This is a genomic window from Candidatus Poribacteria bacterium, assembly GCA_028820845.1.
In the GTDB taxonomy this organism is placed as follows: domain Bacteria; phylum Poribacteria; class WGA-4E; order WGA-4E; family WGA-3G; genus WGA-3G.
Map to the genome: position 1 here is coordinate 48,402 of JAPPII010000115.1, position 24,638 is coordinate 73,039.

General features: G+C 46.3%; 26 protein-coding genes and 1 pseudogene. 4 read left to right on the plus strand and 23 right to left on the minus strand.

Annotation, left to right across the window (positions count from 1 at the left end; translation table 11 throughout):
- Positions 1 to 12: 12 nt before the first annotated feature.
- The 3 genes from OXN25_21785 to OXN25_21795 are packed head-to-tail and all read left to right on the plus strand — an operon-like array spanning position 13 to position 2,151.
- Positions 13 to 816, plus strand: coding sequence for a phytanoyl-CoA dioxygenase family protein (locus tag OXN25_21785; protein MDE0427495.1), 804 nt, complete (start codon positions 13 to 15; stop codon positions 814 to 816).
- Positions 817 to 840: 24 nt separating this feature from the next.
- Positions 841 to 1,719, plus strand: coding sequence for a phytanoyl-CoA dioxygenase family protein (locus tag OXN25_21790; GenBank protein MDE0427496.1), 879 nt, complete (start codon positions 841 to 843; stop codon positions 1,717 to 1,719).
- A 15-nt stretch (positions 1,720 to 1,734) separates the two neighbouring features.
- Positions 1,735 to 2,151, plus strand: coding sequence for a DUF420 domain-containing protein (locus tag OXN25_21795; protein MDE0427497.1), 417 nt, complete (start codon positions 1,735 to 1,737; stop codon positions 2,149 to 2,151).
- A 31-nt stretch (positions 2,152 to 2,182) separates the two neighbouring features.
- Here OXN25_21795 and OXN25_21800 read toward each other — a convergent pair whose 3' ends face one another.
- From OXN25_21800 to guaB, 11 genes are all read right to left on the minus strand, one after another.
- Positions 2,183 to 3,076: a phytanoyl-CoA dioxygenase family protein gene (locus OXN25_21800; GenBank protein ID MDE0427498.1), complete on the minus strand. Its 894-nt coding sequence runs from the start codon at positions 3,074 to 3,076 to the stop codon at positions 2,183 to 2,185.
- Between the two features lie 28 nt (positions 3,077 to 3,104).
- Positions 3,105 to 3,548 carry a type II toxin-antitoxin system VapC family toxin gene (locus OXN25_21805; protein MDE0427499.1) on the minus strand — a complete coding sequence of 148 codons (444 nt, stop codon included), beginning with the start codon at positions 3,546 to 3,548 and terminating at the stop codon, positions 3,105 to 3,107.
- A gap of 2 nt (positions 3,549 to 3,550) precedes the next feature.
- Positions 3,551 to 3,835 carry a hypothetical protein gene (locus OXN25_21810; GenBank protein MDE0427500.1) on the minus strand — a complete coding sequence of 95 codons (285 nt, stop codon included), beginning with the start codon at positions 3,833 to 3,835 and terminating at the stop codon, positions 3,551 to 3,553.
- Complete coding sequence (locus OXN25_21815; protein MDE0427501.1) at positions 3,804 to 4,568, minus strand: hypothetical protein; 765 nt, start codon at positions 4,566 to 4,568, stop codon at positions 3,804 to 3,806. Before OXN25_21815 ends, OXN25_21810 begins: the two co-directional genes overlap by 32 nt.
- Before the next feature lie 20 nt (positions 4,569 to 4,588).
- A complete protein-coding gene (locus tag OXN25_21820) occupies positions 4,589 to 4,942 on the minus strand; it encodes a hypothetical protein (GenBank protein MDE0427502.1) in 354 nt (117 codons plus the stop codon).
- Positions 4,943 to 4,944: 2 nt separating this feature from the next.
- Positions 4,945 to 6,054, minus strand: coding sequence for an XdhC family protein (locus OXN25_21825; GenBank protein MDE0427503.1), 1,110 nt, complete (start codon positions 6,052 to 6,054; stop codon positions 4,945 to 4,947).
- A gap of 31 nt (positions 6,055 to 6,085) precedes the next feature.
- Entirely contained in the window at positions 6,086 to 6,997 is a 912-nt protein-coding gene (locus OXN25_21830; GenBank protein ID MDE0427504.1) for a hypothetical protein, read from the minus strand.
- Positions 6,998 to 7,006: 9 nt separating this feature from the next.
- Positions 7,007 to 9,811, minus strand: a complete 2,805-nt coding sequence (locus tag OXN25_21835) for a hypothetical protein (protein MDE0427505.1) — start codon at positions 9,809 to 9,811, stop codon at positions 7,007 to 7,009.
- Positions 9,812 to 9,871: 60 nt separating this feature from the next.
- Positions 9,872 to 10,438, minus strand: coding sequence for an MT-A70 family methyltransferase (locus OXN25_21840; GenBank protein ID MDE0427506.1), 567 nt, complete (start codon positions 10,436 to 10,438; stop codon positions 9,872 to 9,874).
- A 20-nt stretch (positions 10,439 to 10,458) separates the two neighbouring features.
- A complete protein-coding gene (locus tag OXN25_21845) occupies positions 10,459 to 11,007 on the minus strand; it encodes an NADH-quinone oxidoreductase subunit I (GenBank protein MDE0427507.1) in 549 nt (182 codons plus the stop codon).
- 110 nt (positions 11,008 to 11,117) lie between these two features.
- The gene (guaB, locus tag OXN25_21850) at positions 11,118 to 12,617 is read right to left on the minus strand and encodes an IMP dehydrogenase (protein MDE0427508.1); all 1,500 of its coding nucleotides are present in this window, start codon (positions 12,615 to 12,617) and stop codon (positions 11,118 to 11,120) included.
- A 436-nt stretch (positions 12,618 to 13,053) separates the two neighbouring features.
- On the opposite strand from guaB, the gene OXN25_21855 reads away from it, so the two are divergent.
- Positions 13,054 to 14,097 (plus strand): Gfo/Idh/MocA family oxidoreductase, encoded by a 1,044-nt coding sequence (locus OXN25_21855; protein MDE0427509.1) that lies wholly within the window; start codon positions 13,054 to 13,056, stop codon positions 14,095 to 14,097.
- 1 nt (position 14,098) lies between these two features.
- On the opposite strand, the gene OXN25_21860 is transcribed toward OXN25_21855, so the two are convergent.
- From OXN25_21860 to OXN25_21915, 12 genes and pseudogenes are all read right to left on the minus strand, one after another.
- The gene (locus OXN25_21860) at positions 14,099 to 14,683 is read right to left on the minus strand and encodes a hypothetical protein (protein ID MDE0427510.1); all 585 of its coding nucleotides are present in this window, start codon (positions 14,681 to 14,683) and stop codon (positions 14,099 to 14,101) included.
- Positions 14,665 to 15,327 (minus strand): L-threonylcarbamoyladenylate synthase, encoded by a 663-nt coding sequence (locus tag OXN25_21865; GenBank protein ID MDE0427511.1) that lies wholly within the window; start codon positions 15,325 to 15,327, stop codon positions 14,665 to 14,667. The genes OXN25_21860 and OXN25_21865 overlap by 19 nt, the downstream gene beginning before the upstream one ends.
- Before the next feature lie 46 nt (positions 15,328 to 15,373).
- Positions 15,374 to 16,423 carry a tRNA (adenosine(37)-N6)-threonylcarbamoyltransferase complex transferase subunit TsaD gene (gene tsaD, locus OXN25_21870; protein ID MDE0427512.1) on the minus strand — a complete coding sequence of 350 codons (1,050 nt, stop codon included), beginning with the start codon at positions 16,421 to 16,423 and terminating at the stop codon, positions 15,374 to 15,376.
- The gene (locus OXN25_21875; protein MDE0427513.1) at positions 16,420 to 16,659 is read right to left on the minus strand and encodes a DUF2283 domain-containing protein; all 240 of its coding nucleotides are present in this window, start codon (positions 16,657 to 16,659) and stop codon (positions 16,420 to 16,422) included. The genes tsaD and OXN25_21875 overlap by 4 nt, the downstream gene beginning before the upstream one ends.
- A 270-nt stretch (positions 16,660 to 16,929) precedes the next feature.
- Positions 16,930 to 17,499 (minus strand): hypothetical protein, encoded by a 570-nt coding sequence (locus OXN25_21880; protein MDE0427514.1) that lies wholly within the window; start codon positions 17,497 to 17,499, stop codon positions 16,930 to 16,932.
- Positions 17,500 to 17,527: 28 nt separating this feature from the next.
- Positions 17,528 to 18,742, minus strand: coding sequence for a DNA-processing protein DprA (gene dprA / locus OXN25_21885; protein ID MDE0427515.1), 1,215 nt, complete (start codon positions 18,740 to 18,742; stop codon positions 17,528 to 17,530).
- Between the two features lie 76 nt (positions 18,743 to 18,818).
- Positions 18,819 to 19,421, minus strand: a complete 603-nt coding sequence (locus OXN25_21890) for a hypothetical protein (protein MDE0427516.1) — start codon at positions 19,419 to 19,421, stop codon at positions 18,819 to 18,821.
- 101 nt (positions 19,422 to 19,522) lie between these two features.
- Positions 19,523 to 20,158: a hypothetical protein gene (locus tag OXN25_21895; GenBank protein ID MDE0427517.1), complete on the minus strand. Its 636-nt coding sequence runs from the start codon at positions 20,156 to 20,158 to the stop codon at positions 19,523 to 19,525.
- Between the two features lie 151 nt (positions 20,159 to 20,309).
- The gene (gene cysS, locus OXN25_21900; protein MDE0427518.1) at positions 20,310 to 21,731 is read right to left on the minus strand and encodes a cysteine--tRNA ligase; all 1,422 of its coding nucleotides are present in this window, start codon (positions 21,729 to 21,731) and stop codon (positions 20,310 to 20,312) included.
- Between the two features lie 31 nt (positions 21,732 to 21,762).
- The gene (ispF, locus tag OXN25_21905; GenBank protein ID MDE0427519.1) at positions 21,763 to 22,248 is read right to left on the minus strand and encodes a 2-C-methyl-D-erythritol 2,4-cyclodiphosphate synthase; all 486 of its coding nucleotides are present in this window, start codon (positions 22,246 to 22,248) and stop codon (positions 21,763 to 21,765) included.
- A 136-nt stretch (positions 22,249 to 22,384) separates the two neighbouring features.
- The gene (gene ispD / locus OXN25_21910) at positions 22,385 to 23,023 is read right to left on the minus strand and encodes a 2-C-methyl-D-erythritol 4-phosphate cytidylyltransferase (GenBank protein ID MDE0427520.1); all 639 of its coding nucleotides are present in this window, start codon (positions 23,021 to 23,023) and stop codon (positions 22,385 to 22,387) included.
- A 22-nt stretch (positions 23,024 to 23,045) separates the two neighbouring features.
- Positions 23,046 to 23,690 (minus strand): annotated as a pseudogene (locus tag OXN25_21915) (PIN domain-containing protein).
- Positions 23,691 to 24,638: the final 948 nt, after the last annotated feature.

Consider the following 24,638-nt stretch of genomic DNA (forward strand, 5'->3'; position numbering starts at 1 on the left):
AGGGTTTACTGTATGTCTCACGAATTGACTGATGCCGAAAAGTTTTTCTTTGAAAATAATGGCTATCTCGTCTTGGAAGATTTTTTTACCCCTTCACACGTCTCCATACTCAGGAGTGCCCTTGCTGAGGTGATTGAAAAACGGCGGGAATGTGAGGAGAAAGGGGTAACCGAAACCGGTATGACCCACATCCACGGTGAAAGAAGCACCCGTATTTTCTATATCCTCGGCGATCATCCGGCGTTCTTGGAACTTCTTGATTGGGAGCCTATTCTGCCTTATGTTACGGGTTTGCTCAATAAGATGCCCCACCACCACGCTTCGGATGCCATCGTTGAACACGCTTCGGATTTAAAGGAACGTCCGATGGGATGGCACATCGACGGACACGACGAAGGCTATCGAAACCTACGTCCAATTCCGTTTCTGCAGCTCAAAATCGGCTATTATCTGACCGACATGACAGAAGGTGGACAAGGGAATTTGTGGCTTATACCGGGGAGCCACACAGCGATGTACGATCCGAGCCATGAAGACCTCAGGTATCCGTATGAGTATCCGGGTGCACTGGAGGTGTGTGCGCCACCGGGGAGTGCTATTCTATTCCATAATGCCGTCTGGCATTCTGCGGGTATCTTTACCAAATCAGACGGATGCCGGGAAATGCTCTATTATGCCTACGAGCATCCGTGGATGATCGCTTCGCAAGAACATTGGGGCTATTCTAAACATTTCTATAACGAGCAACTTTCACCCGAACAGCGGAAGTTTTTCCACGGGTTTGTCTTTGATCCGCCAGAACAACGGTGGGGATAGGCACAACGCAAGGAGGACGCAATCATGCGTTTAACCGAATCTCAAGTTTCGTTCTTTCACGACAACGGATACCTACTGCTTGAAGATGCGCTTGATGAAACCGATCTGGGTCCCGTTATTGGCGAATACAGCCGAATCATCGCAGAACGCGCCGAGAAATTGCATACAGACGGAAAGGTTAGCGATACACACACTGATAAACCGTTTACGGAACGGCTGCTTCATCTTGCGAATGAGGCACAAGAAGTAACGGCAAGCCTTGATATTATGCAAGCGCGTGGTGAGGCGACCTTTAACTTTCTGAAGAACCCGAAAATCCTTGACATCGCAGAATCCTTTGTCGGTTCCGAGGTTATCTGCAATCCGATCCAACATATCCGTGCTGTTTTGCCAATAAAGAGCTCACAGCGGGGACCCACACCTTGGCATCAGGACGCAGGTGTATGCTGGCCCGATACGGACCCGTACTTTATGCTAACGGTTTGGATTCCGATTGTGGACGCGACGTTGGAAAACGGGTGTCTGCAAGTGCTGCCGGGGAGTCATAAGATGGGGCTTTTCAAGCACGATTGGACATCAGGTGGATTGGCGGTTCTACCGGAAAATCAACCTGCTGACCTTACGCCCAAGCCGCTACCAATCCGCGCAGGCGGTGTTATCTTATTCCACAACTACACGCTTCATAGTGCGAAACCGAACGAGTCAGACAGCATCCGATGGAGTTTCGACCTCCGTTATCACGATGTCTATCAACCGACAGGAAGACCTTTCTACCCTGCATTTCTTATGCGGAGTCGTTTGCGTCCCGAAGCGGGTAACACAGAATATAAGACGTGGTGTGAACGGTGGGAATTTGCGTTAGAGAATTCAAAAGGTGCACAAGCGTATCGGTGGCCCCGATAGCGGAAGGAGAAAAGATTGCTTGAGATTTCAGACCTGCCGACGATCAATGCGACGCTAAACACAATCAGCGGCCTCCTGCTGACAATAGGGTATGTGCAAATCCGCCAACGGAAGATTACAGCACATAAAAATTGCATGCTGGCAGCTTTTGGCGTATCTGTACTTTTCTTGATATGCTATGTCATTTATCACTATCACGCAGGATCGAAGCCGTTTACAAAACAGGGATGGATCCGTCCCGTCTACTTTACCATCCTGATTTCTCATATTATCTTGGCGTTTGTGATAGTGCCGTTGGCGTTACGGACGCTCTATTTGGCGTGGCGTGAACGGTTTGATGCACACCGTCGTATCGCGAAGATTACCTTTCCGATCTGGTTGTATGTCTCGATAACAGGCGTGCTTATCTATCTGATGTTGTATCAATTGTAAGGCAGAGGACATCTGCCCATTTCATTTTTTATTAACCAAAGGGACGGAATCCGCGCAACATCAAGCCTCGATCACTATTAGATTTCTTCGCTTCCTCAGCTGCATCGGCACGCTTCTCGGCTTCTGCCCGGTTTGTTGTCGTTGTCCCACCGATGACTACAAAGTCGTCTGTTCGACGGTAACGGTTAATGAAAACCGGACGCGGTTTGTCGGACATATTTTGTTTGGAGCCGTGTATAGTCTTAACGTTAAAGAAGATAGAATCACCGGCTTTACCAGAAATAGGGAGCGCGCTTTCCCAGGGCCACTCATCTTCCTCCAGACCGAGGTGCGAGAACGTATCAATATGTTTGAGCTGCCCGAGTTGATGCGAACCCGGCACGACGTGTAACGCACCATTTACCAAATCCGTATCTACAACATAGTTCAGAATGCCGACGGGACCTTGATAGCGATGTTCAAAGTAGGCAGAATCCTGATGTAGATGCTTCGGGTGTCCGCCAACCGGTTCCTTATAGAGACATTGTCCGTTACCAAATATTTCTACATTCGGTCCCAAGATTGCCTCAACGATATTGGCTGTGGTTTCATCGAAAGAGGATTGGAAGAACGCTGCGCTCGTCTGATAGTTCACCGCCAACACCATAATCTGTTTGTCGCGTTCATAGCCTTCTGGTGCTGGTAGGAATAGCGTGCCATTCGGTGTACGCCACCCTTCAACAATCTGTTCTGCTTGGTCAAGTAAGGATATGGATTCCGCAGCAGCAGCCTCGATATCTTGATGAATTGCTTTAATATAGGGTTTCATTAACCCGCGGACGACAAGGCATCCGTGTTCCTCAAAGATGTCGGCGGCTTTTTGGGCATCCAACGCCTCTATGGACATCTCAATATCTTCAACCGTTACTTTTGATTCCTGATTCACGAAATACTCTCCTTAAATTTATGTTTTACTAAACTGCCGCTGGATCAACAGCCACAATTCCTTCTGGGGCGTAGCGGGTAAAGTCTTGTGTGTTGAAAGTTAGGATGTGTGTTACGTCATGGATAAGCATTTCGGCAACCAATCGCGCATCGTGGACCTGAACACCTAAAACGCTATAATTCACGACGAGCCTTTTCCATTCGGGATATGTAGCAGACGAATCCGGCAACAACGGGAAAAGTCGTTCAAGACGCTGCAATATCTGACCTGTTTCAAACGCTGTGTGTCCAAAACCGTTTCGATCAGTGGGTCGAGTTGAAGCGTTCCAAAATTCCGCGAAATTTTGTGATGTCGCCCGCAGTTGATGACCATTTGCCCGTAATTTATCAATGGATGCTTGAATCCTTAGATAACTTGCGTCAGTAGGATCCACAAACCGCAACAAAATATTGGTATCTATCAGATAAATCATGTCTATAAATGGTCTTCGTATATACCTTCACGGCTCACAGCATAGTCGGATAATGGCTTGGCATCAGGCTTGGCAAATTTCCTCACTAAGGCATCCCATTCTTCTAATGCTGCTTTAAATTCCTCATAGGGTAATTGTGGATTGTCATTCATTGATATATCCACTATATCGTCTATATCATCAGGGACTTCAAAAAACAAACGTTCACCTGGGCAGATATGAACTGTAACTGTCATCGGTTTCACTTCCTCTTCATCATGAATTTGTGTCTGTTGCTGTTTTCTCATTTTGCTCCTTTTCGTATACTTCCTGCTCTCGCTTGCTGACGACAACATCGACCTCCCGCAAAGTTTTTTCTTGAGTTTCTTTTGGCAAATGTTTTATTCGATTTTCCAACGAGTTAGTAAACTCCTGTCGGCGATGTTCAGATAGTGGTTCCGTGAGAATTATTGGTTTTCGCGAGCCAGTAACAATACGATGTAAGTCTTCTTGTATCTTTTTAATATTTTTTGCCATCTCATAAAGTGGTGGTGTGCCAAACTGTGAAAAGCCTTCAAATTCGCCAAAATCAAGACGAAAAGCACGTTTATGTTCATGGTTTGCTGAATCTTTATACATAACTGTGATTTCAAGTGCTGCTTTTCTTAATTCATTCAATTTCCCTTTCCCCAATACAATCACTAGAAGCTGCTCAATTTTCCGTCCTGGTTCAAAGTAGGCGATTCCATTCCTAAGGACACCAATCTTCTCAAGCGGTATATCTAGAGCAGACACAGAAGAAGGGTTTGTAGCGAACTGTAGACTACGAGCTGCTCCCGTTCCTATATTCTCTATGCATAACATAACCGCATTAACGTGTGCCTCATGCGGACGGACGGAGATCGCAATTTCAGGTGTGTCAGAGGCTTTTAGTAATCGACGCGTTAAATAGGCATAATAGCCTGTGATACCGACAAGTACAACAGTGACAATCCCTATTATAGACCCGTCATTTGCATTTAGCCAATCTATGACTGCCATAGATTTCTCCTTAGAGACACTTACTCTTTTTCGCCCCACGGAGGTCGTCTACCCGTTAATTCTTCGAGATAACGTGCCGTTCGGTTTACCTCTGCTTTGAGTTTTCGACTCGACTTCTGTTTTGCCATATCTTCAGCCGTATATCTTACTCGGTAAACTCCTTTTTGGATCTGAAGCAAGGAAAATTCACCGGGAACATTTCTGTTGATATACTGGAGCATATCATACAAAAGCCAATAAACATCCGTGGATGAATAACGAAGTTCATTGTGTCTATTAGACTTCTCACTCACAAGATCAAGTGTCTTTTTCACAGCATCAACGACTTCGGAGAGATTATAAAATTTGTCCTCTTTTACATGAACATCATTCATATCTATGCTCCTGCGACTTTAACCGTAGGCATTCTCTCAGGTTGTGCATCGAAGGTCTGAACATTTTCAGCGGCGTTACGGATCTGGATGAGCTGCGATGCAATACTCACAGCAATTTCCGGCACGGTTTTCGAGTTAATATTTAGACCAACAGGCGCGTAAACCCGTTGAAGTCTTTCCGTGGGAATCCCAAGATCCAGTAAATCGTCGAATATGAGTTTAATTTTCCGGCGGCTCCCTATCAAACCGATATAGCGGGCATCCGATTCAACAACAGCATGGAGTGCCGACTCATCGTGTTGATGTCCACGGGTGACAATCACGACATAGGTGAGTGGGGTGATTGGATAATTTCGGAGTTCCGTTTCAATATCACCGACAATAATGTTGTCTGCCTCCGGCAACCGCTCAGCGGAAGCGAAGTCGGCGCGATCATCAACAATAACGACATCAAAGTCTAACCAATTGGCAAGATGACAGAGTGCCTGACCGACATGCCCTGCGCCCGCAATAAGCAGCGTGGGTCGCGGCTGCAACGGTTCTAAGAAAACTCCAGCCGTCCCGCTTTCTCGAAATAGGACTGCGCGATTGTCCTTAAGAACCCCCTCAGTTTTCTCTTCAATCGCAGTCTCCAAAGCCGAATCGCCCAATGTCCCGATGCGCTCACCCGTGTTGGCAAAGATCATTTTCATCCCAACTTCCACGCCCTGTTTTTCACTGGTTACAACAGTCGCACAGACGAGCGGGATTTTTTCTTCATTGAGTGCTTGAAGACGTTCAAACATCTCGGCTTCGGCGGACGTTTTCGGCAGATCGATGAAGATTTTCATGTTCCCGCCGCAGATGAGTCCATCGTCCCAACCGTAATCACTATCCAATTGAAACTCAAGGAGTCGCGGCATTCCGCCTTGCATCAACCCAATCGCTTGTCGGCGTGCTTCCGCTTCAACACATCCACCGCCGAGGGTGCCCACATTTCGCAAATCGGGCAGAATTAGCAGTTTTGAGCCAGGCTTTTGTGGTGTTGAACCCTTCGTCTCCACAACGGTACAATAGGCACCGACCTGAGAAGTCTCAATCAATTCTGGGATTTTCTGGTATATTTCTCTCATCTTGTATTTCTTTGATTCGGAAACCGAAATTTTATGACGCTTGGTCTGTAGCACTCTCGGCGACTAATTTTTTAAACTGCTGGCGTTGTTCTTCCGTCAATGCGAGCGGAACGATGTCGGTAACACCATTACATCCAACTTTCGCTGGAACGTTCAAATAAACCGATGTTGATCCGGCTGAGACACGGGTCCCAATACTCATCACCCGATTTCTATCAAGTGCAATGGCTGAAACCACCTGCAAAATGTGGCTGATTAACGTATACCCCGCATCTGTTGTGTATGGACAACGCTGCACGACTGCTTCACGGAGACGTTCGATGTCAGTGTCAGGCATTAGTTGTGCGATCGGAATACCGTTGACACGGCAGTATTGTGGAAGTGGGTATGTCTCCTGATCACTTCCGATAGTCAGAGCCATCACATCTTGCACTGAAACCTTGACACGATTCGCAATTTCAGCAGTCAGGTGCGCAGTAGCAGCACCGTTTCCAAGACCGATAACCTGTCCAGTACCGAGGGCTTGATATATCCACGCAGCAACGTAATTCGCTGGAGATGTCGCCACCAAGATTTTGGCATCCGAAGCATATTGCTGGATTCCGGAAACAAAACCGCGTGCGAATGCGATGCTTGTTGTTTTAGACGCTTGAGGCGACCGGAAACCCGATTGTCCCATCGGTGGTAGCAAAACAATGACATCTGCCCCGGACAACCCTTCTAACGAGTTGTAAACGGAAATTGCGGTACCACTTGCGCTTAATGCATTTGCCTCCACGAGATCTCGGAGACTCGCCGGTGCGGCTTCTTTTGAATGAACAAATCTATTTTTGCTCGATGCCGCAGCTGACACAAAGGCAACTTCACGCACCGCCTCTAATTGGCATAAGCCCCAAGTAACCGAGACGGCAAACTGATTGTTGCCTAACAAAACTATTTTCATCTATCACCTTTATACCAAAAGTGTTTCAACAATCGCTTGAAACTGTTCTTCAAGATATTGACGATGGCCATCAAGTTCCGAATCCGCAGCGAGTTTAGTGGATATAAGTTCATCATAACGCTCAACATATTCCATCAAGGTTTCGACCTCTTTCTCATAGCAGATTGCTGATGCAAGGACTTTCTCCTTGAGCAAAAGTGGGAGTTCAGCCTCTGTAATCTGCGTCAATTCCCATCGCCACACTTTTTCAGAGATATAAGAGACAAACTGATTGAGAGATTCGCCTTTATAGTCCCCGCTTTGAAGTACTTTCACCTCTTGAATAAGTCCTATCACATGGTTGAAGAGTTCATCGGGAAACTGCTGTCGCAATCCCATGAGTAACCTACCAGTCGTAGATATAGGGAGTTGGTTCTGTAGGAGGAACATCCGCAGATTCGGATAATCCTCAATGCCCTTGCTTTCGCTAAGCCATGTTTCACCGATAGCAGGCAAATCACTGACATCAAAACTGAGCACCTGTTGTCTCCGAATCTCCTCAAGATTGGATGCGATCGGATCAAGTCCAGCCATCGCTAAAGTCCCGATAACCTCCTCCTGCCGATAAGGTCTCAGGTAGATCATGAGTTCCTTGACTTTTTCCTGTTCCGCTTCAACTGCTTCAATATCCGCGGGGTTACCGTTCCCTGACTGCTGATGCCGCCGCTTTCTCCGTTTTTGAGGTGCATTGGAGAGTCGGTTCACCCGCTTCGCCAAAGTGTCGTGGTAACCCAATAATTCCTCATAGAGAATTGCAAGGAGCGCATCCCCATGTATAGCGAGCATCGCGGGTGTGGTGACATTCGTCAATTCGTGCCCAGTTTTCGAGATAATTGCCCGATTCAGACTGCGTTCTATCGACTTTCGGTCTTTTTCGGCTTGGATAATCAGCGTACTTCCCAACATGAGATTGATGAGCCGCTTTGTCTGGTCTGGTACACTGAGGTTAATATCACAAGTGGGTTGGATATCAGCGAGGAGTCGTTCACGCAGTTTACCATCAAGCAGTAACGTCCATAAGGTCGCGTAATGCTGTTGCTGGTCTACTTTTGGTGGCAGATGCTCCAACCACTGCTTTATCGTTGGCAAATGCAGCTTCACATGATTGAGGAGCTGCTCAAAATCATCATCTGGAATTTCAAAACCGGCAAAATTGGCAGGACTGCGGCGTTGCTGTGCCTGCTGACTTCGGCGCTGTGTTTGCCCTACCATTTTTGTCGCCAATAAGAGATCGACCAACGGTTGAATAACGACTTCAAAATCTTGTTCGCGCTGACTCACAAAATTCGCGAGTCCAAGCAATTCCAACCAGATAGTCCCAAGACGTTCAATTTGGGATGCATGTAAAGTTGACCGTAGCGCAACGCCAGCAATTTTCTCACGTACTGTCCCGCGCGTCCATTTCGGAAGATAAATCTCGTCTAAAAGTTCGTTATTCTCAAAAATTAGGAGTTCCACCTGCTTGACAAGTCCGGTTTCAATAAAATCTTGCTCAAACACCAAGTCATGAAATAGTCCGGTAGCGCGATCCAGTACTTGATTCGCAAGTTTGTAACAGGATTGGATGAGATGATTCAGCGTTAGCTGCGGGTTATCCTGTAACTGCCAAAATTCTATCATTGGATCAATATTCTGGGTAAGTACCTCTTTTTTCGCTGCTGCGATGTCCTCCCCAAAATATTCAGTTAGACAAGTTTCATAAAATTCGACAAAATCGAGTATAGTATTCCGTAGTTCTCGAATCACCAAATCGTCCCAAACCTTATTGTGGACACGCTGTCCGGGTCCGAGAACAAGTGCTCTCAAACGGGTTTCCACCCCTTGCTGAAATTGCGCCATTAACTGATACGCGTGCTGGTTAGCTTTCACCGTATACGCTTCAATTTTCTTGGCACCCTCAGTGATAGCTGCTTCAATTTCATCTGCAGACGCATCAAAAGCAATAGGAACTAACTGAAGTGTTTCTGGTTCGAGCGGATTGTAAACCGCTGCTGTGGCGAGTACCTGAATGGGACCGAGTTCCGTCGTTGGATCCGTTGCTTTTTCACCTTCATCACTAAAGGTTTCAAAGAGGCGCGTATGAAGCGCCAAACTGTGCCCCAAATCAGTCAAATCAGGGTACTGTCTAATATGAGTCCTAATGACAACAAGAAGTCGATTGTAGTCATTATTCAACAGTTGGTCAAAAAGAGCATCTTCATTGAGGTGTACGCGATGAATATGGGTCTGCTCTGGAATGATAACAGTAGCCGCGGGAACCTCTGCAGTATCGGGTTCATCAACCCGCGCCAGCACATAACCACCTGTCTTGACGGTACTGGGTACTGCCAAGCGCGCCTTCAAAACTTCTTGGGTCAATTCAGAGAGGGTAAGAGATTTTCCCAAGTTTTGAATCGTGATGTCAGTAACAACACCATCGGCAAAATCTGTGATTTGGCGTGCGTTGCGTTCAAGTTCCTGTATACTTCTGTGGACCCGATCATAATCGTCGCGAGCATCAGCAGAAACCTTCGCCTCGTCAATCCAAGAGACCCATGCTCCCGGACGCGGTCGCATTTTCACTGTCAGCTCACCATCTTCTGAGTCAAAACCGGGCAGAATGTCCCCTTCTGAAGTCTCCTTCGGTGTCCAAACAATTAGATGTTTATCTGCTTTCACACCAAGTCCCAAACCGAAGGTGTCTCCCCAACTCATCCGTCCCTCAATACTGGATTTGATTTTATCAGTTAACGCAAAAAGCGCGTTTGAACGAAAATTAAGCGATAATCCTTGCATTGGGTCGATTCAATCATCTGCCTTTCAAATAAACTTAGGCAATAAAAAAGTTATCAGTTGTTAGTTATGAGTTAATGGTATCTCAAGTCCCCAAGCGTCCCAGCCTTCGTACCGTCTTCGTGCAAACAATTCGATCTTACACTGACAGGGAAACATTTCCTCAATCCCTTGACGCACGACATCAGGTTTTTCAGAATGGCGCGTCCGTTTTGCCTTAACAAGTTGCCTGATGTTTCTGGCACCTCGAGGTTGCGGAATATTCCCGCGTTTGAAAACGAGGCATAATTCACACTGGCTCATCGTATAGAAACCCGGATTCACACGCTCCTTATCCCACACAAAAGCAACAGTTGCCCATCGGAAGCCCCATGCCTTACCGAGCCGAATCGCCTGATCCAGATGCGGGGATGAACTCCACATAAAAAGCAGACAATTCTCTTCACTGATTGCTGCGATATCCCACGCCTCCATTTCTGACACTGGCAGCGTCGGATAATGTCGAATTGCGCCCCCACTATCCTTCCCACCACTCCCTGTATGTTGCAGTTGTCCCTTGTAGTCCCACGGCGGATCTGCATAGATAATGCTATACTTTTTATTCGGAAAGGGAGTGTACACTGGTGCCATCAATTGTCTCAAACGATACCTTATCGTGCTTCAACACTCAGCCCTTCTTGCGGAATGTCGTTGTTTGCAACAAGCATATCGCGATCAAAAATGAAATCACTGCGGGAACTTCCAAGACTTTCACCCTCTTTTTGACGTTCACGGAAGTACTGCGGAAGCGTTAAGCCTGTCATCCGAATCGCGTCCTCAGGGCAAGCCTCAACACAATATCCACAAAAGATGCAACGGAGCATATTGATTTCAAAGACATCGGGATACTTCTCGCGCTGATAACCTTCCTTGGTCGTCCAACCTTCGGGGGCGGGTGCTGCTTGGATAGTAATACAGTCGGCAGGGCAAGCGGTCGCGCACAAAAAACAGGCGACACACTTAATTTCATCCTTCTCGGTCGTCGTTAGTTTGTGAATGCCGCGATAGCGTTCATTGCGTTCATCCACACTCCTCGGATCTTCAGGATATTGGTAGGTTAATTTCTTCTTAGGGATATGTTTTAACGTCGTAAACATCCCCTTAATCAACGCTGGGATATAGAGTCTATCCCAAAAAGACATCTCTTCGCTAACTTTCATAAATCTTCAGCTTCCTTTCCGTATTTTAAGGAATTATGAGTTGTGCGTATCCTATTATATAGATATATGCTATCACAAAAGGCACCGTGAAAAGCATATCTAAAAAACAGTTATGTGGTAAGACCCGCTACTGTGTAATTCGGTGCTTCTTCAGTGATATCAATATCGTGCGGATGGCTTTCGCGGTATCCACTGCTTGACATCCGGACAAATTGGCTATCGCTACGCAACGCTTCAATATCTGGGGTTCCACAATACCCCATAGCGGAACGAATACCACCGACCAATTGATAGACGAAATTACTCAGTTTTCCTTTGTGCGGAACACGCCCTTCAATCCCACGAGGTACAAGTTTAGAAATGTCCTCCGAACTTTCTTCTGGGGCACGGGTCATCCGTTTCCGCAGCGCTCCTAATGACCCCATTCCGCGATGCATCTTATAGGTTCTACCCTGATAGATAACTGTATCGCCCGGGCTCTCATCCGTTCCGGCGAGTAAACTGCCAATCATAACGGAACTTGCGCCTGCTCCAATAGCTTTCGCGATGTCTCCAGAGTAACGAATCCCCCCATCGGCAATAATCGGCACCCCTGCTTTATCAGCTTCCTGCGCACAGTCGTAAATTGCCGTAATTTGGGGGATACTCACTCCTGCAACTACACGGGTTGTACAAATAGAGCCAGGACCAACACCTACCTTGACTGCATCTGCACCAGCATCGATGAGACTTCGTGTGCCTTCAGGTGTCACAACATTCCCAGAAACAAGTTCGACACTCGGGAAATGCGACTTAATGTATTCTGTCGAACGGATTACATTTTTGGAATGCCCGTGTGCCGTATCCAACACGAGCACATCTACACCAGTCTCGACTAACCGATCAATATCTTCCAGAGGCGTTGTCGGTACAACAGCAGCACCGACCCGTAACCGGCCCGCATCGTCTTTACAGGCTTGTGGAAACATCTGGATCTTATCAATATCCTTGATAGTAATCAAACCACAGAGTTTAAGATCCTCATCTACAATGGGTAGTTTTTCCTTTCGAGATCTGTGAAGTATCTCCTTCGCTTTATCAAGCGTAATACCGGGTGCTGCGGTAATCAATTTATCGCCGGGAGTCATCCGAGCAGTTACTGGTAGCGAAAGATTATCTTCATACTTCAGATCACGATTGGTAATGAGTCCAACGAGGCACCCATCTTCAGTAACAATAGGGACTCCGCCAATACGATAACGCGCCGTTACTTCAAGGGCATCACGAATCGTCTTATCCTGTGTTAGCGTAATTGGTGCGGTAATCATTCCACTTTCCGAACGTTTTACCCGATCAACTTCAGACACCTGTTCATCAATAGTGCAGTTATAATGAATTATCCCGATGCCTCCCTCGCGTGCAATCGCAATAGCAAGGGCAGATTCAGTGACAGTATCCATAGGTGCACTACAGATAGGAATGTTTAACCGAAGATTTTGCGTTAATTGCGTACTCGTATCCACTTGATCCGGCAACACATCCGATTCAGATGGAATCAGTAAAACATCGTCAAAAGTTAGCCCTTCTTTTGTAAACTTTTGGGGGAAGACATCGGAGATTTTGGTCTCCATCGGAATTGTCTCCTTCATTGCGAGCAGAACGGATAAGATAGTCTCAGAAACGGCACCTAAGAGCAGCGTTGAGAGGCTTTTACGTTGTCCATTTACGCGAAAAAAAGCGTTGCCTTACACTTCTCGTATATTATAGCACTTTTTGCTTTTCACGTCAAGAAATTTGTTGGATCTAATAGGAAGAGGGTTTAGGGTTACTTTTAGATTTAAACTCTTAAATGAGACATAGGTCTTCCATAACCGATTTTGTAAAACAGAGAAACCATTTTCCTATGTTTAATTATACACGAAAACGAAAATTATATCAATCATTTTTTCCCTAAAAATCCGCACCTGTGATATAATATATTCACTTACTTGTAACCGCTTGGACTCTTCAATATAGGCTTGCTAAGCCACGTCCCAGCAGTATCTATCGGATTCAAAGGAGCTAGAAATGGGTAATTTAAATGTTGGAATCGTCGGACTCGGTTGGGTAGCCGGTGCCCACATCGAGACTTTCAAAAACGTCACAGGGGCAGATGTTACAGCTATCTGTTCACGCCGGGAACATGACGAATCTGTATTAGCAGAAACATACGGGACCCCGCTGAAAGCCTATACGGATTTTGATAAAATGCTCGCAGATCCGGACGTACATATTATTGATATTTGCACACCACATCCATTTCATGCCGAACAAGCTATCGCTGCTGCGCAGGCGGGAAAACATCTTATCATAGAAAAGCCGATTTGCCTTACATACGCAGATGCGAAAGCCATCCGTGATGCCGTCAAAAGTGCAGGCGTCAACGTTTGTGTCTGTTTTGAGTGCCGATATAGCGCGCATTTCACAATGATCCGTTCTGTTATCGATAACGGTCTACTCGGTGATCTTCACTACGCAGAAGTCGATTATTACCACGGCATTGGACCTTGGTACGGGCAATACGAATGGAACATCAAAAAAGATTTTGGGGGCAGCACTTTACTGACAGCCGGATGTCATGCTCTTGACGCGCTTCTCTTCTTTATGGATGGAACAGTGGAAGAGGTAACCAGTTATCATACACAATCTACTGGTGCAGCTTTCCAACCCTACGAATATAAGACAACAAGCGTCAGTCTTCTCAAGTTTGAAGGGGACGGAAAGATTGGAAAAGTCACCTCCTGTGTCGATTGCTTACAACCCTACTACTTCCACATCCACCTCGTCGGCAGTGAAGGAAGTTTGCTTGATAACCGCATCTACTCAGCAAAACTCAAAGGGATGGATAAGAGTAAGTGGAGTACACTTGAAACGTCACTCATCGACTCAGGAGATGTCAGCGACCATCCATACGAACCACAATTCCAAGCATTTGTAGATAGCATCGGGAAAAACGAACCGATGCCGTTGACTGATTTCGACACGGCATTTGAGTCACATCGGGTTGTTTTCGCTGCAGATATGTCCGCAGAAGCGGGGGGCAGATCCGTCAAGCTGAGCGAACTTGCTTAAATTACCAACGCATTGCTGCCTCGCGATAGAGTTGAATCTGGTCCATATTGCGAGGCACTGCAATTTGGATAGACTTCCGTTTCCCGTTTATATCTCTGAGGACAATCGGTGCGCGGAGCATATTTGTCATTGTCACAATGCCAGAGCGATAGAAGACCCACATGCGCTGTTCAGTGTAAGGGTTAAGGACATACTCCGAAGTGTGTTCAGCAGGATGTCCACCTACGTCAACAAAAAGATCGTGCGTCGGATACGTAAGTTCAACAGTTGTATCGTGTCCCTGCAAAAGCAATTTTTCAGGCGGGGGTTTGGGTGAATAACCGCTCAGCTTACACCTCCGAATCCGAATGGGCGCGCTCGATTTGTTCGTCAGATGTAAAGACACAATGATGGCAAGACGATGGTTGTCGTCCCGGTTGATAAACCATGTATCTTCAGGGATAACCTCTACCGTCAAACCCGGAATTTGTTTTTTCTTATTATAAAGGATCGCCAATACTACAAAACTAATTAAGCCGAGGAGTACCCACTGTCCCGTTGGAGTGGCTAAGAATTGAAGGAGCTGTTTTAAGGCTTGTTGTAGCACGCGAACTCCTGAGTGAGTGTTTCTTCCGAGATCACGCCGTGTCTTCGGATGACCGGTGGTGAGACAGAAATATCGTAGACTGTAGATGGAATAGGTCCTGGGGTCTTGCCGCCATCAACTATCATATCAATTCGTGATGCGAGTTCTTCACCGATTTCTTCAGGGGAGGTGGCTGGTGGTTCACCGGAGAGGTTCGCGCTTGTTATCGCCGCGGGACCGCCAAACGTGCGGAGGATTTGTAGAAGCAGCGGATTGTCAGGGATACGTACCCCAACAGTGTTACCACCCGCTGTCAACACCGGAAGCAGATCCTTTGCCTCAATGACGATAGTCAAACCACCGGGCCAAAAGCGATCTGTAAGATGAAAGCAGAATTCGGGTAAATTTTGGGAAACACGGTGAACATCGGCAACCGAACTGAGAACAAGCGGGATTGGTTTCCCATCGGGGCGTCCCTTCACAGTGTAGAGTCTTTGCACAGCATCGGGATTAAACGGATCCGCTGCCAAGCCGTAGACCGTATCGGTTGGAATGGCGATAATCCCTCCTGATTTCAGGCACTGGACAGCTTCAAAACACACATCAGATCTTTTAATTTTTCCTTGCGGCTCGGTCAGGTAATTTGTAGATTGACGTTTTCTCATGTAGAACCGCCCTCCATTACATTACGGGCTCACGCCTTGTAGCAGATCAGACAAGGGATCCGTTCGGAGTAGCATTCAGAGAAGGTCCGTCCCGCTGTCCTTGCTGATATTTCTGATAAGCGATTCCCGCAATCATCGCACCGTTATCCGTACATAGGCGCATTGGCGGGTAATAGACTTCGGCACCAATCTCCGCGGCAGCTGTCTTCAGTGAAATGCGAAGCTGACTGTTTGCGGCAACGCCACCGGTTAACGTTATTGCTCTCGCACCTGTGGATTTCGCCGCACGGACTGACTTGTAAACAAGCACATCAACAACAGCAGCCTGAAAACTGGCAGCGATGTCCTCAATGGTCACCCTATCAGGACTTATATCCTTAGCATCCTCTTGTCCATCTTCGATAAGCACACCAGCACGTCGTGCCTTCTCCACAAAATAACGCACTGAGGTTTTGATCCCACTAAAACTAAATTGGTAGTCTCCACTACTTCGCAAGGGTCTGGGGAATTTTATCGCCGTTGGGTTCCCCTTTTGCGCAAGGTCATCAATGACCTTACCCCCCGGAAAGCCGAGTCCGAGATACTTTGCAACCTTATCATAGACTTCACCGGCAGCATCGTCCTGTGTGCTTCCCAATACCTTGTATTGCCAGCCTTCGTGAACTTCCACGAGTAAGGTATGCCCTCCAGAAACCGTGAGGCAGATATGTGGAAACGTCAGATCATCATGTACCATGAAGTTCGCGTAGATATGTCCCTCAATATGATTAATACCGATCAGGGGTAGATTGTGGCAATAGGCGAGACTCTTTGCAGCTGCGACACCGACCAACAATGCTCCAATTAAGCCTGGACGGTTCGTTACTGCGATCGCTTCCAAATCTTTAAATGTGACATCCGCCTCCGCTAACGACCGATGGACAATGTAGTTAATGGCTTCAATGTGCTTACGCGATGCGAGTTCCGGGACAATGCCGCCGTATTCTTGGTGTGCCTCAACTTGTGAGGCAACGACGTTAGAAAGGACTTCCTTGCCACCAGCAACAACTGCAGCGGCGGTTTCATCACATGAGGTATCAATGCCGAGTATTTTCATAACTCTCTGTTTAACTGCAAATGGGCAGAAATCGGTAAATGAAATAGTTCTTCCCGTAACAACCGTGTGGAAAAAAATAGAACTTCAAGATTTTCGATATCCTCCGTGTCAGGATTAAAGCGCGCGATGATTTCATCATCAAGTTCTTTGCTCTCTTGCTCTGAATATGGGGGACATGTGTTTACGTACAAAATATCTGCATCTCTATCGTATTGAAAAGTCAAATTCTTTTCCATTCAATGTTTCCTCCTCTTGCAAGCCTATTAGTCATATAAGCAGTGACAATCCAATGACGTTCCGATGGAATAGAATTACTGACCACAACAACCACAACGTGTTTACCTCCGTGTAACCACTCAAACCAACGGCTAAGTAATCGGGCATTCCTAATGCGAGAACTCTGACGAATTTCATCTGGAAACATCAATGTATAAGGACATAGAAAAAAGTCGTCAGAGTTCTTAACAACGGGTGAATACGCTTAGACTCTCACAGCACTTCAAAAATTAGACTTTTTTAGCGGTTCTCTGATGGTTCGTCCGTCGCGTTCTTCTTCGCTGTGCTTGTTTTTCTTGCCATTGATCATAAGGGTTTTTACGTTCTTCATAGTTATCAACAGCGTTTTCATCTTCTCCAAAGAAATACGATCCTGACATTGTGTGTTGCAGTCCATTTACTTTCTGCAGATATGCTTTGTAAATCACAAGGTATTTAAACAAAGGTCTCGCTTCTTCTCGAAGTTGTGCCCAACCAGAGGGTTCACCACCTAAATGAAAATCAATTCTTGATACATTACCAAGTGTTTTAACGACTTTCGCTAATGATGGACATGACTCAAAATACTCTGGAAAGAATACCAAACAGGCATCAATGAGGGAATCTGGATGATCTGGGCCTGCCGGGATAATCACCCTAGCTCTTCCAATGGGTTTAATGTCCCTATTAAAATAATGCACCTCTAACCACTGCCGATCTGCATCGCCAACCAGAATTTGAAAATCAATTGGGTTTATACCATCGGCACCAAGGAAACCTCCTTCACCACCAACACAATAGATTTTAGAATATCCAGCCATTTTTCTTCCTTTGTCGTAAGATGAGTTATTAATTAGACTTAGCAAATTGCTTTCCCGGCAATTGTTGAACGACACCTTTGAGTTCAAGCATCAAAAGCACACTTGAAACCTGACCAATCGGCAGTTGTGTCGTCCGAACGATTGTATCAATATGCGATGAAGGGAGTTCGATTGCCTCGAAAACTGTCTTTTCATCCGGTGTTAAATCTGGTGGAGGTGTGCTCTGGACAGGTGGTTGGACATCGGCTGGAGGTGGCGAAACGACAGATTTCCTAACTCTCCTCTCAACAGACGGTTCTTGGGAAGATTCAGTTTCTATATCTGGCACTGACGATGTGGGGCTTGCGGATTGAATCTGATTTAAAGCATACTGTGGAAGTTCATTGAGGAGGTCGTCCACGGTGTTGATAAGTTTTGCACCATCGTTAATCAACCTATGGGTGCCCGTTGAAAGTTCAGAGAAAATCTCTCCGGGCACAGCAAAAACTTCCCGACCTTGCTCACCAGCAAGGCGAGCAGTAATGAGCGCGCCACTCCGATTTGACGCTTCCACGACAACGGTTCCAAGCGTCAATCCGCTAATAATACGGTTACGGCGTGGGAAGTTCCGCGGTTTCGGTTTAACGCCAATCGGGAATTCGGAAATCAACGCACCGGCTGCCTCAATTTTCTCAACAAGCGCACGATTCGCCGCAGGATAGATAAAACTCAACCCGTTTCCCATCACGGCGACTGTTCTACCACCTGCTTCAAGTGCGCCACGATGCGCCGAGGTATCAATACCCTTCGCGAACCCACTAACAACCGTCAATCCGCGTTGTGCAAGCTGATAACTGAGTCGATAACTCACTTTTCGCCCGTAATCCTTCGCATTCCGAGAGCCAACGAGCGAAACGCTCAACGAGTCTTCGGGAGTCAATTCACCTCTGACATACAACACAAGCGGTGGTGTGTCAATTTCCTTCAAGGGCAGTGGGTATGCGTCATCATAAAGTGTTAGAATCTGACACCCATACTCATTTATCAATTCCAATTCACGTTCTATGGGATAGAGGACAGGTTTGTGAATCAACAGTTCACGCATCGCGGGCGAAAGTCCATCTACTTTTGCAAGTTCATTCGGTGTCGCTCGCAGTGCGCGCGCTGCACTGCCAAAAACATCGCGCAAGACTTGAACGGTTTTTAGTCCAACACCTTGAATCAGGTTAAAATGAATTAGACTGATTGTTTCGTTAGAAAGCATTTTCCCGCCTTGCGCGATGTACAGATGAAATTCCTTGGTGTCTTTTCCGAATACGCCTCTTGGCTATAGCAGGCTATTACTCCGCCGTTGCTGCATCCGCCGTTGCTGTTTCAACTGGATCCAGAGGGAGTGCGTAATAGAGTTCAATTTCTTGAATTTTCTTGTACTCTTGTGCACTCGGTGCTCCAGTTTCGCCCCGTGTTGAACGTTTTGCTCCGGTTATGCGACGTGAATCCCAACGCCGTGGCACTTTCAGCCGAAACTTCGTTGTGACAATCGGTTCCCTCAAAGTAAACGTATACACTGTACGAAGGTTATCTTTCACCTCTTTAACCGTGACCCATTCTTCTGCCTCATTCATATACTGGACTGCGAAGAATTCCAGTTGACCTTCTTCGGCTTTAATAACAACCTGCTGTATCGTTTGGGGCTGCCGCCATTTGAGAACAGCTTCCGTGTATTTATCGGATTCCATCTGAGACGCTTCATCTTTCTCATCTTCAAGAATAGGCCCCGTCTCTCCGCGTGTGTGCATATTGTCGTCGTGGAATCTGCTATCCTCGCTTATTGCATCAAGTGCGATATTCTTACTCCTGTTAAAGGGCGGATTCGATGCAAGAATACACCCTGATAACACGACCAATCCACAGAGCATTATCGCTAATAATCCAAAACGCATGTGTTGCCTCCTTGTTTCACGGAACGGTTTAGAAACCGCTCCCTATAGTCTGAAGTTGTGCTGGTAGCGTATAAACAGCCAACTTGGGTTTCATCCCTATATTACTCCAATTCGAGTAAATCATCAAGTTCTTTTTCACGCCTATCGGTGGCTTCTTCGACGGCTACCTGCTCAGAAGTTTTATAACCGTAGAGTTCAATCTCTCGGATTTTTCCAACAGCGCGTCGGCTGCCTACATTCCATCCTCTCCCAGCGGAACGGGCGCGTTCCTGACGACTCAGGAGTGCATCATCTTTCGTTCCTAAAACACGCAAGCGAATCCGATCTGTCGGGAATGGAATCAGCAGAGAAATCTTAATCGGGCTGCTTTTGACACTCTTCACGTCTTTAATGAGCTGCCAATCCGCATCAACGGCGATGCTGCCTTTATCCGCAAAAATATCAAATTCTGTCAAATTATCGGAATGCACGACGATTCGACGGATAGTCTTTTTTTCTGGTAAGGTAATCACGACCTGGGATGCAGGGTTCGCTCCGACGAATCCTTGCGATCCAGCAGGGAAGGTTGTTTCACCAATCGTATTGAGTTTGCCATCAATCATCTGAGGGCTTGTTGCCTGCGTCCCTTCCAAGAGGGAATAATTTTCGCTCCATTCCTGCTCCGAGAAGAGGGCAGCGCACCCGCTGAGAATAACAATACAACCGAGCAGTGCAAAGAGGGTAATAAATCTATACATTATCTTTCTACTCCTTTGATACAGCATTGAGGTACAAGTCCTCGCGCTGGAGCTATTTGTTATAGGTACAATAATTTCACATACAAAGCAATGGGGCATTCACAGAACATAATCTTCTTTTCAGAAAGTTATCAATTCCCGATGCCTCCAGTTAGGATACAATCTTCCAAGTCGCACCGTCGCGGGTATCTTGTATCTCAATGTTGAGTTGTTTAAGCCGATCCCGAATTTTATCCGACGTATCCCAATCTTTGCGGCTTCGGGCATCCTGTCGTATCTCCAACAGGAGGTTAATGAGATGGTCGCGTTGCTCTACGTTGTCGCCATCTGTCCGGACTTCCGTATTATAAACACCGAGTACTTGGCAGACCTCAGTCAACGCACGATAGGCTTCTGCAAAGACGAATGGAGGGGTCTCATTAGCAGCACTGAGCGATTTATTTGCTTCGCCGACCAAGGTGAAAATAGCACCAAGCGCCTGCGCCGTGTTGAAATCTGCATCCATCGCGGTGGTAAATTGCGATTTCATTGCTTGTACCGCGCCTTGAAGGGATGAAGTCCCTGCTTCTTCTTTCTCAAACTGCGTATCATACTTTTTCAGGGCCTCCAAACAATTGCGCAAACGCCTAAAGGCACCTTCGGATTTCCTCAAACTCTCGCGATTATAATCAAGGGGGTGCCGATAATGCGCCGAAATCAGAAAGTGTCGAATCACCTCAGTCGGGTAGTTGTCAAGCGCATCTCGCAAAAGAATAAAGTTCTGCTCGGATTTACCCATCCGTGTGCCATCAATTTGTAAAAAAGCGACGTGTACCCAATAACGCGCGAAAGTGCATCCAGTCGCCATTTCGCTTTGCGCGATCTCATTTTCATTGTGTGGAAATTGCAAATCTTCCCCTGCTACATGAATATCAAGGGTTTCACCAAGGTGCTTCATTGCCATTGCAGAACATTCAATATGCCATCCCGGTCTCCCCCTGCCCCAAGGGCTATCCCAAGAAGGCTCCCCGGGTTTCACGGCTTTCCACATGTCAAAATCGCGCGGATCCTCTTTCCGTTCATCAATCTCAACCCGTGCCCCTGCCAGCAAATCTTCTGGCTTCCGATGTGAAAGCTTCCCATATTCAGGGAAACGATTCACTCGATAATAGACGCTACCCTCAACAACATAAGCTAAATCCTTCTCAAGCAAGGTCTCAATTAAGGCAATCATCTCCGGGATGTGTTCTGTCGCTTTCGGATGCACATCGGCTTCAGTACCTAACCTTCTTGAATCCTCAAGGAATGCATCGCCATATTCTTGGGCAAGCTGAGTAGAGTTGATGCCGATTTCTGCTGCACGGTTGATGATTTTGTCATCAATATCTGTTAGGTTCTGAACAAGTTTAACAGTGTGTCCACGATATTCCAAGTAGCGTCGGATAATATCCGTCACCAAAAAGGTGCGGGCATTGCCTATGTGGATGTAATCGTAAACCGTCGGACCGCAACAGTAAAGCGATACTTGGTCGGGATTGAGTGGGACAAAGTCTTCCAACTGTCGGCTGAGCGAGTTATAGATTCTTATACCCATTTTTTATAGATCGGACTCCTTTTGACATTGCTCAGAAAACACCTACAACCCGAGAAAGACAGGCAACAGCGTGAGCAGCGATCGCTTTACCTTCCCCAATAACGCCTAATTCTTCGGCAGTCGTTGCTTTAACGCTTACTCGTCCAACAGCGATGTCAAGGACATGGGCAAGCAATTCCCGTATCTCCAAAATATAAGGTGCTAATTTCGGGCGTTGCGCGATAATCGTACTATCTATATTTTCGATTTGATAGTTTTGTCGTCTCACCTTTTCTACAGTCTCCCGCAGGAGAACGAGGCTGTCCACACCCTCATAACGAGCATCGGTATCAGGAAAATGTGTCCCGATATCACCGAGTGCGGCGGCCCCCAAAATCGCGTCTATGATTGCATGCGTCAAGACATCCGCATCTGAATGCCCCAACAGACCTAAATGATATGAAATCTCAACGCCGCCTAAAATCAATTTTCGATTTGAGACCAGCCGATGGATATCGTAACCAATACCTACTCGCATCTATTATATATTTATTTTATACTATTAAGTATTCTAACGCAAGTATCTATTATTTTACTCTACCCCTTTAATAGATTTAATAGATTAAGCGCAAGCTCTGATCAGGATAAATCCGAAAAATTAAAACAAAAAACGCCTACTCAAATACCCGATTCTCAAGGAGAACCGCTGCGATTTGTAAATCCACTTGCGTCGTTATTTTTAAATTCTCGTAATTTCCGCGCACTAACTTAACAGGAAAACCGAGTTGTTCAACGAGCGCAGCGTCATCGGTCGCAGTGAGTTGGCGTTGCTGTGCTATCTGATGTGCTTCTACTAAGAGGGACTTGCGAAAAACTTGAGGCGTTTGGACTGCCCAGAGTCGCTCACGCACAGGCGTTTCAAGAACGAAGCCTTCCTGATTCGCCACTTTGATTGTATCTTTCACAGGGACGGCTGCGACAGCTGCTCCGTATTCGTCTGCCGCTGCAAGACATGCGAAAATCGTCTCATCCGTCACAAATGGACGCACGCCATCGTGAACGATGACAAAATCAACATCCGCTGGAAGCGCGTGTATACCGTTTTGGACAGATTCTTGACGCGTCGCGCCACCTGCTACAAGTGGCTGCACCTTCGTAAACGAATACGGCTCTAATACCGTGGTGTAACATGCCGTGAAATCCGCTTCATCAACGATTACAAAGATTGCATCCACAGCACTATTTTGCTCAAACCGCTGAATGGTATGCGTTAAAATCGGCTTTCGCGCCAATTTTAGGTATGGCTTTTTCACCGCATGCTCCATGCGGTGCCCTTTACCAGCTGCGGGAATAAGGGTGCAAACCTGGCTCCTCATCAACGTCCATTTCATCTGCTTTGATACGGGTAAAAATCATCTGCCCCGCGCTCGTCCGTAGCATTTGTGTCACTTCAACGTTGAGCGTTTTACCAATGTACGGCTTTCCATCCTCAACAATTACCATAGTGCCGTCATCAAGATAGCCAACGCCCTGATTCGGTTCTTTACCCTCTTTAAGGAGAAAGACCTGAATCACCTCACCCGCGATAACCACCGGACGTACTGCATTTGACAACTCATTGATATTGAGAACCTTTACACTTTGCAATTCGGCGACTTTGTTCAGATTTAAATCGTTAGTTATAATCGTCGCGCCTCGCTCCTGAGCGAGATGGACCAACTTAGCATCAACTTCAGTGAGATGTGGCACATCTTCCTCGGTAATCTCAACAACAATCGCTGGATTATTTTGAAGTGCTCGGAGGATATCAAAACCTCGCCGTCCTTTATTTCGACGGAGCGAATCCGTTGAATCCGCAATACGTTGCAATTCATTTAGAACAAATCTTGGAATAACAAGTGTCCCCTCAATAAATTTCGTTTGACAAATTTCAAGAATCCTGCCATCAATAATAACACTTGTGTCTAAAATTTTGAAGTTATTTCCGCTCTGAGGTGCGTGTGCCTCTCGAGAGCCGGTAGCCTCATTCGACCTCAATAATCGGGTAAAATCCAAGGTTGTAGAGAAATAGTAACCGACCATCATTCCCAGATAACCGAAACCGAGAACAAGGACTATAGTCAGACTCCGGGATGGTTGGGAAAAAAGAGCAACGATGCCTAAAGCAACTAATAAACCCAGAGATACTCCTATTAGGCTCGCTACAATACCGCGGGTGCTGGACATGTGTAAGCAGAATTCTGCAGCTACCAAGAGAAGTGCTACGACAAGTGCTGTAAGCACAGCGAACACATCACCACCGTAAACAAGGTAGCAAAGTGCCGCGCTCGCAATTATAAAACAGAGACGGATAGCCCAAATTTTCATTTGATGTATTGTGCGTGCTTGGATAAAGGTAAAAAGTAATTCGATCTCTTGCGGATGCGATTTTCAGACACACCACAAGACCTCTTCAGCTCACGCATCTGCTCCTATATCTATAGTATAGGCACACTCTATAAGTATGCTAATTGACACTCCCACACGTAAACGAGTGGGATTCTTCCTTCGTCGCAGGATGCCCGCTTGCCATACCCACTAAAGTGTCTGACGTCCTTTCGGGTCTTACTTCTGCTCCAGAAGCGTTTAGACTCTCGGTCTGCCCGACCGCGAGATTTTAAGGAACGCCACAAAAACTATCAAGGCATTGTACAATCTTAAAGCATCTAAGAATTTACTATAATCACTTAAGTTACCGCTAACACAAAAGCGGTAATTAAATCTCAAAAACTGTATAAAGGCAATTTGTATCTGTAATTACAACAAACATTAATTGTGTCCTCATATAGTTACTCTGGTATAATTATGTAACAATTTGCATTATAAATCAAATGAAATAGGACTTACGCAAAATTAGAAAATGAGTTGATATATTCTCAGTCGTCGCTT